The sequence below is a fragment of the Bradyrhizobium manausense genome (assembly GCF_001440035.1).
GTDB classification, from domain to species: domain Bacteria; phylum Pseudomonadota; class Alphaproteobacteria; order Rhizobiales; family Xanthobacteraceae; genus Bradyrhizobium; species Bradyrhizobium manausense.
Genome location: NZ_LJYG01000052.1, coordinates 68,507 through 78,745, shown reverse-complemented (window position 1 = coordinate 78,745; position 10,239 = coordinate 68,507). Strand labels below are relative to the sequence as shown.

The window sequence follows — 10,239 nt, the reverse complement described above, 5'->3', positions numbered from 1 at the left end:
TTCGATATTAAAGAGTGGGTAGCGCCCGCGCTGATGTCGGGGGCCGTCGATGTCGAACCGCCGGGGGATGGCTGTGCTGTCTATGCTTTTGCCAGTTGGTGTCCTTGCAGGATGTTGTTGGTGAGGGCGTACCAGAGCACGACGGCACGGACCTTCTCGATGCCGCGCACGGTCAATTGCCTGAGGTCCCAGTTCCGCCACCGGGCATGGATGCATTCGCAGATCGTGCGGGCTTTGTACTGTGCCTTGCCGGCTTCGCTGGCCATGCGGGCCCGCCAGGCCGCGACGCCAGGACCGTCGCTGCTCCGAGGTAAAAAGGGATCGACACCGCTCCTGGAGTTGGGCGGAGGACAGTAGACCTCGACGCCTTCACCGTGCGCCCATTCGATGTCCTCGCCGCTGCAGAACCCGCCATCGGCGAGGTAGCGACGCGGCAAGCGCTTCAGCCGAGTGCGCGTTCGCTCCAGCATCGGCCGCATCAAGCCGCGATCTGATCCGTTGTTGTCGATGTCGACCGTGACCACGATCAGTTCGCCGGCCGCGCTGGCCACCTGCACATTGTAGGCGGGGCGGAAGCCGGCATCTGCCATCTTCATCACCCTTGCCTGCGGGTCGGTGGTGGAGGCCCGGGGCTCCTTCGGCTTTTTGCCATTGCCGCCTTTTTCGTCGAGTTGCTTGCGCTTCCGCTTGATCTCGTCCAAAGCCCTCTGCGCAGCCTGCACCCGCTCACTGCGTTCGCGTGCCGCGCGCTCTCTGGCCGCCCTGATACGCCGGCTGCTGGCTTCCGGATCCGCATCGACCTCGCGCTTGAGCTCTTCCACCACAGCCTTCGCTTGGGCCATCTGCCGGCCGAGCGTTGCCTCCCGCCGGAACGAGCCGGCCCCCGCATTCGCCCGTATCCGCACCCCGTCCTGGGTCAGCTTCTCCAGATCAATCAGCCCTGCCTCATTCAGAGCCACCAGATGTTCGACCAGCAAACGGTCCAGCAGGTCCGCGCAGCCGACCCGGAAATCCGACAGTGTGTGATAGTTCAAAGACACGCCGCCGCAGAGCCAGCGGTAGACGTCGTGACTGTCGCAGAGCCGATCCAACGCCCGCGCGCTGCCAACGCCATCGCTCGTGGCGTACAGCCAAAGCGCCAGCAGCAGCCGGGGTGATGGCGCCGGATGGCCCGGCCTGTTTTCCCGTGCCTTAACCCGATCTTCCAGCTCGCTCAGGTCGAGCCCCTCGACATAAGCCCAGATCACCCGGGCCAGATGATCCTGCCCGATCAGGCTGTCGATATCGACCGCCCGCAATTCGACCTGATTGCGCACGGGCTCGCGCAGCCGAGGTGCACCCCGCGGCACCGCTTCGGTTCGTGGCGCCGACTGATCCGGCAATTCGCCAAAAAGTCCCTCGTCAGCCATCATCCTCTCCAGCAGATCAGTCTGCCTAGAGAATCACATTCGCCCGACACGCGGTACAAAAGATTCACAGTCTCGTAGGGTGGGTTAGCCGAAGGCGTAACCCACCACTGTCTGCCCTCGCGGGACCAAAAGAGGTGGGTTACGCCGAGCAGATGCGCTTCGCGCATCTGCAGGGCTAACCCACCCTACGACAGCCGTCGCGATGGTGACATTATGCCCCTGTTTTGCCCGACGGATCAAGCAATCCTTCTCAAAATCCGAATATCGAGCACATTCGCCGGAAAGCCATTGATTCCGTTATCATCGGCTACTGTGCATGGGGTTGTTTTCGAAGATCAGAGAAACATGTCGGTCAAATCGACCGTAGACGAACGACCGATCCGGTCGAAGTTTTGTGTCAGCCAGCTTCGCGCGGCCTCGCGGCCCTCATCGCGCAGACGACACAACAGGCTCCATTCGGGATGGAACTGCGTCGCCGTTCCGAGCTGCGACATCAGCTGGTCGTTTCCGATCCAGTGCATGAACATGCGGCTGTGCGTGTTGGGATCGAGTTCGCCGTTGTCGATGAGCCGGGTCGCGAAGGCAATCGCGCGCATCTCGCGCATCAGTGACGAATTGAAGCTGATCTCGTTGATGCGATGCAGGACGTCGGCGGCGCTTGCCGGAAGCTCGTCACGCCGGATCGCGGTCACCTGCACGATGATGACGTCGTGACTGCCCTTGCGATAGATCAGCGGAAAGATCGCGGGATTGCCGAGATAGCCGCCGTCCCAATAATGCTCGCCGTCGATCTCGACCGCCTGGAAATAGGGCGGCAGGCAGGCCGACGCGAGCACGGTCTCTGCGCTGAGCAGCGGCGTCTGGAACACCTTGATCTTGCCGGTTCTAACATTGGTGGCGTTGAGAAAGAGCTGCGGTGCGTCCGGCGACGAATTGAGCCGGTCGAAATCGATCACGCGTTGCAGCAGGGACCGGAGCGGATTGAAGTGGAACGGGTTGAGCAGGTTCGGTGGCACCGTGTGCGTCAGCGTATGGATGAAGGCGTGGACGGGGTGATATTCCGGCGGCAGCTTGAGGGCCTGGATCACCTGGTTGACGGGTGAAAACAGGTCATAGAGCTGGTCCATCCGCGAGACCTCGTACCAGAACGCATGCAGGTTCTGCCGCGCCGCCTCGGCTCCGCCGATGGCCATGCCCGAGGCGAGCGCCACCGCGTTCATCGCGCCCGCGCTTGTGGCGCTGATCGCCTCGATCGCGAGCCTGCCGTCCTCGAGCACCTGGTCGAGCACGCCCCAGACGAAGGCGCCGTGCGCGCCGCCGCCCTGCAGCGCGAAGTTGACGTTCTTCTGGTTCCTGGCCTCGGGAGCGGTCACTTTTTGCGCTTCCTTCCTCCCTTGCCCTCGCTCTCCAGCGCCTTGCGGACCTCGGCAAACTCGCGCAGCGAAGCCTTGTCGGCACGGGGGAAGCGCAGGTCCAGCTTTTCAAGCTCAGCCACGATCACGGAGCCTATCACAACGCGGGCGAACCATTTGTGGTCGGCGGGCACGACATACCAGGGCGCATGCGGCATTGCGGTGTGGCGCACGATGTCCTGATAGACCGCCTGGTAGCGCGGCCACAGCGCGCGCTCCTTGATGTCGTCCATCGAGAATTTCCACTGCTTGCCCGGCTCTTCCAACCGGTCGAGAAAGCGCTTGCGCTGCTCCTCCTTGGAAACGTTGAGGAAGAATTTCAGCACCACGGTGCCGTTGCGCATCAGGTAGCGCTCCCAGGCGGCGATGTCCTCGAACCGCTCCCTCCAGATGTTCTTGGTGACGAGCCGCTGCGGCAGCTTTTCCTTGGCGAGGAGCTCCGGGTGCACGCGCGTCACCAGGCATTCCTCGTAATGGGAGCGGTTGAAGATGCCGATATGGCCACGCTCCGGCAACGCGACCACGTGACGCCAGAGGAAATCATGGTCCAGCTCCTTGCTGCTCGGCGCCTTGAAGGCGGAGACCTCGCAACCCTGCGGATTGATGCCCTCGAAGATCGCCTTGATCGCACTGTCCTTGCCGCCGGCATCCATGGCCTGGAACACGATCAGCACCGACCAGCGGTCCTGGGCGTAGAGCTTCTCCTGGAATTCGACGAGACGCTTCTTGTTGGCATCGAGAATCTCCTGAGCCTTATCCTTGTCCAGATCGCCCTTCTCGTTGGTCTTGTAGTCCTTCAGGTGAAACTTGCCGGACCCGTCATGGCGGAATGGCGTGATGTAGCGGTCAAGTTCCTGGGCGAGCGATTTGGACGGCTTTTTGCTCATGAGCGCGGGGCACCTTGCGTTGCGGCTTCAATCGATCGAGCAGGCTACCAAGGATGCCCTTGGGAAGAAATATGATGAAAAGCACCAGCAGCACGCCGTAGACGAGATTGTCCCAGCCGACCGCCTTGGTGCCGAAGCCGATCCGCAAGGTTTCCGCGAGCAGGATGGTGATGACAGCACCCACGGTGGGGCCAAGCGACACGAACAGGCCGCCGACAATGGCCGCGAACACCATCTGCAACGACACTGCGATGCCGCTGACCGTGTCGGGCGTGATGAACATCTGGTACTGGCAATAGATCGCGCCGGCGAGCGCGGTCATCAAGGCGCTGATCATCGTGATCTTCAGTTTCTCCGCGGTGACATTGACGCCAGCGGCGGCCGCGGCGTCCTCGTCCTCCGAGATCGCCTCCAGCGCATAGCGGCTCATGCTGCGATCGATCAAATGCCAGACGACGATGCCGATAAGCCAGACCGCAAGCGCGATCAGATACCAGCTGGTCTTGTCGTCGAATTGCAGCGCCAGCAGCTTGTTGCCGGACGCCCGGTTCGGCGTGTAGCCGAGCGAGCCGCCGGTGTAATCGCGCGTCGCCGTGATGACCTGAAGCACGATGCCTGACAGCGCCAGCGTCACCAGCACGAAATAGTGCCCGGTGATGCGAAAGCGGAAGCAGGGATAGCCGACAATCAGCGCCAGCGTGCCGGCTGCGACCATGCTGACCGGAATGCCGATCCAAGGCGACAGGCCGAGGTGATTCCACAGCAGCGCGGTGACATAGGCGCCGATGCCCATGAAGCCGCCGTGCCCGAGCGAGACTAGGCCGAACCGCCCCATCATCGACCATGATGTGTAGGCGAACGACCAGATCAGGATCAGCACCAGGATGTGCAGATGATAGGGATCGCGATAGACGAAGGGCAGCGCGACCAGCGCCGCCAATCCGATCCCCCATGCCGCAAGCCGTCCCTGCCCCGTCATCGCCGCCTCGCGAGCAGGCCCGCGGGCCGGATGAACATCATGACAATGAAGAAGGCAAAGGCGAGCACGTAGCCCCATTCGAGATCGGAGAACAGGCCGCCGAGCGAAATGATCTCGGCGAACACGAAGGCGGCGATGAAGCCGCCGATGAAATTGCCGAGACCGCCGAGCACGCAGATCAGGAAGGTGATCGGCCCGAACGAGAGACCGACGAAGGGGTGCACGTCATATTGCAGCACCAGCAGGCAGGCGGCGAGCCCGGCCAGCCCGCCGCCGATCGCGGAGGTAATGAGATAGATGCGTTTGGTATCGACGCCCATCAGCGCCATGATCTGCCGGTCCTGCGAGATGGCGCGGATCGCGGTGCCGGTGAAGGTGCGGGTCATGAACAGATACACCGCGACCATGCCGACCAGCGCCGCCAGGAACGAGAGGAGGCGCGCGTAACTGAAATTCATGTCGCCGAAGGCGAGCACCGGCAGGCGGATGCCGAGGTTGCGGAAGTCGATGCCGAAAGCGACAGTGGCAAAGCTCTGCAGCACGAACAGCACCCCACCGGTCGCAAGCAGCTGGTTGATCGGCGGCGCTGTGAGCAGCGGCGCGATCACGAGGTAATGCAAGAGTGCACCGAGGATCGCGACAAGCAGGATGGTCAGGGGCGCCGCGATGAAATAGCTGAAGCCGTAATACTGGACCATGAAATACATGGCGTACATGCCGATCATCACCAGTTCGGCGTAGCAGATCCAGGTGACGTCGATGACGCCGAAGATCAGGTTGAGCCCGAGCGCAAGCAGCGCCAGCACGCCGCCAAGCAGGATGCCGTTGATCACCGCTTCCAGCAGATAGATGTCGAAAATGTCCAGGACCGCCTGCATATGCGCCTCATACCCCCAGATACGCTTCCTTGACCGTGTCGCTCGCCAGCATCTCGGCTGAAGTGCCTGAGCTGCGAATCGTGCCGGCCTCGATCAGATAAGCACGATCGACCACACGCAGCACCTGCTGCACGTTCTGCTCGACGATCAGCACCGTCAGCCCGCTGGCCCGGATCCGCTTCACCAGCTCGAACACCTGCTGCACCACGACCGGCGCCAGCCCGGCGGACGGCTCGTCGAGAAGCAGAAGTTTTGGGTTGGACATCAGCGCACGGCCGATCGCGCACATCTGCTGCTCACCGCCCGACATGGTGCCGGCCATCTGATGGCGGCGTTCCTTCAGCCGGGGAAACAGGTCGAACACGACCTCCAGCCGCTCGGCATAACGACCGCGCGCCTCCTTCATGAAGGCACCCATCTTGAGATTGTCGTCGACCGAGAGCTGCGGAAACAGCCGCCGGTTTTCCGGCACATGCGCAATGCCAAGGCTGACGATCTGGTGCGCCGGCGTAGCAAGAACGTCGACGCCCTCCATCGCGATCGATCCGCGCGAAGGTCGGATCAGGCCGGAGATGACACGCATCAAGGTGGTCTTGCCGGCGCCATTGGGACCTATGACTCCGACGGCCTCACCAGCCTTGACGTCGAGATCGACGTCGAACAGCGCCTGGAAAGTGCCATAGCCGGCGTTGACGCCACGCAGCTCCAGCATCATTGGCCTCCCGCGCCACGGCGGGCTTCGGCGGCCGCTGCCTGGGTGGTCTCGGCATCAGTGCCGAGATAGACCTCGACGACGCGGGGGTCGCCGGCAACCGCGCTCGGCAGCCCTTCCGAGATTTTTTCGCCGTGATCGAGCACCATGACGCGGTCGACGACGCGCATCAACACGCCCATGATGTGCTCGACCCAGATGATGGTGATGCCGAGCTCGTCGCGGATGTTGCGCAGCATGTCCGCCGCCTGGTCCATCTCGGTCTCGTCGAGACCGCCGAGGCTCTCGTCGGCAAGCAGAAGCTTTGGCGCGGTGGCGAGTGCTTTCGCAAGCTCGAGCTTCTTCAAACCGGCCGCGCCGAGGCCGTCGACGCTGGCCTGGCGATCGGTCGGCAATCCTACCATCCCAAGCGAGCGCTCGGCCGCCTCCTCGGCCTTGGCGCGGCTATGGCGACCCTGGCCATAGAAGCCGGCAAGGGCGACGTTCTCGAAAATGGAGAGGCGACGGAACGGCCGCGGGATCTGGAAGGTGCGACCGATGCCGCGGTTGATGATCCGGTGCGGCGCGAGGCCTGCGATCTCCGAGCCATCGAACCGGATTGATCCGGCGCTCGGCGAAAGCGTCCCTGAGAGCATGTTGAAGATCGTGCTCTTGCCTGAGCCGTTGGGGCCGATCAGGCCGACAATCTCGCCATGCCCGACCCTGAACGACACGTTGTTGACGGCGGTGAAGCCGCCGAACCGCTTCACCAATCCGTTCACTTCCAGCACCGCCCTGCTCCGCCGCTACTGGTTGCTGTAGGTGGTGCCCTTCGGCAGCGGCAACACGGCTTCGCGCTGCGCCTGACTCTTGGGCCACACCACCCAGGACTTGTCGTCGATATACTGGATCACGACGGGGAACGAGCGCTCGTTCTGCCCTGCCATTGGCGTGCCCTCACCGAAGAACTTGACGCCGAAGCCGAGCATGGTGCCGCCCTCGGGGATATCGGTATCCAGCGCAGCCTTGCGCAACGCCTCCGGATCAACCCCGCCATACTTCTTGATCGCGCGCGGCAGCACGTCATCCATGAAGACGTAGGTGTTGGACGCGCCGATGCCGACATGAGCCGAGCGGATAGCGACGCCGGGCTTGATCTTGTCGAACTCCTCGCCGACCATCTTGATGACGGGGGCAAGCTTCGGATCCATGGTCTTCTGGTTGGCGAGCCAGATCGAGATCGGATCGGCGTTGAAGACGTAGCTCGCGTCAGCGCCCATCCCCTCCTTGAGCTTTTCGTAGACGCCGTAGCCCGCGCCGTGGCCGACGAGCGCTGCGAACTTCAGCCCCTGCTCGCGTGCTTGCCGCAACAGCAGCGTGATATCAGGGTTGTAGCCGGTGTGGAAAATGACGTCAGGCTTGGCACGCTTGAGCTTGGTCACCAGCGCGGAGAGATCCGGCGCGGTGGCCGAATAGCCCTCCTTCAGCACGATGTTGAAACCGGCCTTCCTGGCGCCGGCCTCATTGCCCTTGGCGACGTCGACGCCATAGGAGCCATCCTCGTGGATGATGGCGACGCGGAGGTCCTTCGGCTCCTTGCCCAACTTCGCCTGAGCGTTCTGCGCAATGAAATCCATCGTCATCGCGCCGAACTGATCGCCGCTGGCCTGCGGACGGAAGACGTATTTGTAGTTCTTGTCAGCGAACACGGCAGACGAGATGCAGGTCGTCATCCACATGAACTTCTTGAGCTGCTCGACGCGGGCGGCCACCGGCACGCATTGCGCCGACGAGAAGAAGCCGAGCACCATGTCGACCTTCTCCTGCTCGAGCAGGCGGACGGATTCGTTGATGGCGACGTCGGGCTTGCTCTGTGCGTCGGCGTAAACGGCCTCGACCTTGTAGCCCTCGACGCCGGTCTTGGTGAAATGGTCGAGGATGATCTTGGTACCGAGATATTCGAGCTCAGAGCCGCCGCCCGCGAGCGGGCCGGTCAGGTCGAAAATCACGCCGATCTTGATTTTCTTGTCCTGAGCCTTGTCTTCAGCCTTGGCCGAAGCCGTCAGGCCCATCGTCGCAATCGCGATCAACAGCCCACGTACCAAGCGGGCAGCCATGCGCAGGCGCATCTAAACCTCCCTGGACGATTATGCGTCGTATTCTTGTTGCTTTTGCTTTTTGCCCATCACATGGGCTGCGCGCGGCGATGTCAAGCCTCGCGCTCAGCGCGAGGCGAACTGCTGCTCGACGAAGGCCGTGACAAATCGCGGCATGGCCGGCGTGAGATCGCCGATTCCGCGCACGAGATGAATGGCCGACAGTTCGGGCTCGGTCTCGCGTGCAAGATTGGCCTGGATCCGGGCGCGGGCCACGTCGCCCGGCACATCAAGGTTGAGGACCTGTATCATTGCAATCGAGGGGCCCGTGACGATGCAGTGCCAATCCGGCTCGGCCCAGTAGTCGGCCGTGGTCAGCCCGGTCTCTTCCCCGAGTTCTCGGATGACACTGCCGGGAATGTCGAGGACTCCCTCCGTGACGTCATCGAGGTCGGGCGTACCGGAGGGGAAATAGATGCGGCCGGCATTCGCAGTGTGGTGCGCCATCTCGCCCATGATGAAGGCGCCGTCCGAGGCGCGCAGCGCGCCCATGCCAAAGCCGTTGAACACGGCCTTGTCGGGAAAGCCCCAGTCGCGCCAGGCGAGGAAACTGGCGAAATCGGTCTCGAAATAGGTCGCGGCAAGATGACCGTCACCGAACACGGCATCGCGCCCGAGCAGGACACGGCCGTTCCAGAGCTTCGGCCGCTCACGCTGCTTCTCGGCGAAATGCGCCGCGATCTCGGCGCGCCGTTCCTGCGCGAACGGCCAGACGACCGGCCGCACGGCAAGGTCGAGCGTCGTGACGCGATGAATGACCAATGACGTCATGACGCCTTGTTACTACGACTTCGCGTCAGTTATTTGGCGCTCCCCGTGGTCTTCTTGGCCTGGTCGACGAACTTGTTGGTAAATGTCTTGTTGACGTCGATCTTGGCGTTCGCGACCTCCGGCGAGCCGACGCTGAACACCGCGAGCACGGCATCCGCGCCCTTCGGGTCCATCTTGCCGGTCTCGGAGAACATCGGGATCGTGTTCTTCAGCGCAGCGAGATAGAGGTCCTTGTTCTTGCCGACCATCTCCTCCGGCATCTTCGCCATGATCTCCTCGGGAGAGTGCGAATGGATCCAGGCGAGCGTCGACAGCATCGCGTTGGTGAGCGCCTGCACCTCCTTCTCGTGGCCAGCGACCCAGGCCGCCGTCGAGTATAGCGCGCCACCCGGATATTCACCGCCGAAGGTCTCGAGCGTGTCCTTTTGTGTCCGGGTGTCGCTGAGGATACGCAAGTCCGGATGGCTGCCCTTGAGCACCGTGACGGAGGGATCGAGCATCACCGCGGCGTCGATTTGCCCCTGCTCCATCGCAGCCACCGCGGTGGCGCCGAGGCCGACGCCGATGACGGCGGTACCGGCGGGGTCGAGACCATTCTTCTTCAGGAGATATTTCAGGAAGAAATCGGTCGAGGAGCCGGGTGCGCTGACGCCGACCTTCTTGCCGGCAAGATCCTTGATCGACTTGATGTCGGCCGTATGCGAAGGCGCCACCACCAGCACGAGGCCGGGATAGCGGTCATAGACCACGAAGGCCTGCAACTCCTGCTTCTTGGCGGCCAGGTTGACGCAATGGTCGAAATAGCCGGATACGACGTCGGCGCTGCCGCCGAGCACGGCCTTGAGCGCGTCCGAGCCGCCCTTGAGGTCGACCAGATCGACATTGAGGCCGGCCTTCTCGTACTCGCCAAGCTGCTTGGCAAGCACCGTCGGCAGATAGCACAGGCACGCGCCGCCCCCGACCGCAACGGTGACTTTGCTTTGCGCTGCGGCAAGCGAGGTGGTGAGCGTCAGCGCAAGCAAGGCGCCGGCGAGCCTGGCAATCGTGTTCTTCATT

10 protein-coding genes are annotated in these 10,239 nt (G+C 62.9%); all 10 read right to left on the bottom strand.

Annotation, left to right across the window (positions count from 1 at the left end; all coding sequences use genetic code 11):
• Positions 1–80: 80 nt before the first annotated feature.
• A complete protein-coding gene (locus AOQ71_RS14050) occupies positions 81–1,412 on the bottom strand; it encodes an IS1182 family transposase (RefSeq protein ID WP_057742559.1) in 1,332 nt (443 codons plus the stop codon).
• A 332-nt stretch (positions 1,413–1,744) separates the two neighbouring features.
• A complete protein-coding gene (locus tag AOQ71_RS14045) occupies positions 1,745–2,782 on the bottom strand; it encodes a patatin-like phospholipase family protein (RefSeq protein ID WP_057747271.1) in 1,038 nt (345 codons plus the stop codon).
• The gene (locus AOQ71_RS14040; RefSeq protein WP_057747270.1) at positions 2,779–3,708 is read right to left on the bottom strand and encodes a polyphosphate kinase 2 family protein; all 930 of its coding nucleotides are present in this window, start codon (positions 3,706–3,708) and stop codon (positions 2,779–2,781) included. The genes AOQ71_RS14045 and AOQ71_RS14040 overlap by 4 nt, the downstream gene beginning before the upstream one ends.
• The gene (locus AOQ71_RS14035; protein WP_057747269.1) at positions 3,668–4,687 is read right to left on the bottom strand and encodes a branched-chain amino acid ABC transporter permease; all 1,020 of its coding nucleotides are present in this window, start codon (positions 4,685–4,687) and stop codon (positions 3,668–3,670) included. The genes AOQ71_RS14040 and AOQ71_RS14035 overlap by 41 nt, the downstream gene beginning before the upstream one ends.
• Complete coding sequence (locus AOQ71_RS14030; protein WP_057747268.1) at positions 4,684–5,565, bottom strand: branched-chain amino acid ABC transporter permease; 882 nt, start codon at positions 5,563–5,565, stop codon at positions 4,684–4,686. The genes AOQ71_RS14035 and AOQ71_RS14030 overlap by 4 nt, the downstream gene beginning before the upstream one ends.
• A 7-nt stretch (positions 5,566–5,572) precedes the next feature.
• Positions 5,573–6,277 carry an ABC transporter ATP-binding protein gene (locus AOQ71_RS14025; protein ID WP_057747282.1) on the bottom strand — a complete coding sequence of 235 codons (705 nt, stop codon included), beginning with the start codon at positions 6,275–6,277 and terminating at the stop codon, positions 5,573–5,575.
• Positions 6,277–7,047 (bottom strand): ABC transporter ATP-binding protein, encoded by a 771-nt coding sequence (locus tag AOQ71_RS14020; protein WP_057747267.1) that lies wholly within the window; start codon positions 7,045–7,047, stop codon positions 6,277–6,279. Before AOQ71_RS14020 ends, AOQ71_RS14025 begins: the two co-directional genes overlap by 1 nt.
• Positions 7,048–7,062: 15 nt before the next feature.
• Positions 7,063–8,385, bottom strand: coding sequence for an ABC transporter substrate-binding protein (locus AOQ71_RS14015; protein WP_057747266.1), 1,323 nt, complete (start codon positions 8,383–8,385; stop codon positions 7,063–7,065).
• A gap of 93 nt (positions 8,386–8,478) precedes the next feature.
• Positions 8,479–9,183, bottom strand: coding sequence for a hypothetical protein (locus AOQ71_RS14010; protein WP_057747265.1), 705 nt, complete (start codon positions 9,181–9,183; stop codon positions 8,479–8,481).
• Between the two features lie 29 nt (positions 9,184–9,212).
• On the bottom strand, positions 9,213–10,238 hold the full coding sequence (locus AOQ71_RS14005; protein WP_057747264.1) for an ABC transporter substrate-binding protein: 1,026 nt from the start codon (positions 10,236–10,238) through the stop codon (positions 9,213–9,215).
• Position 10,239 lies beyond the last annotated feature (1 nt).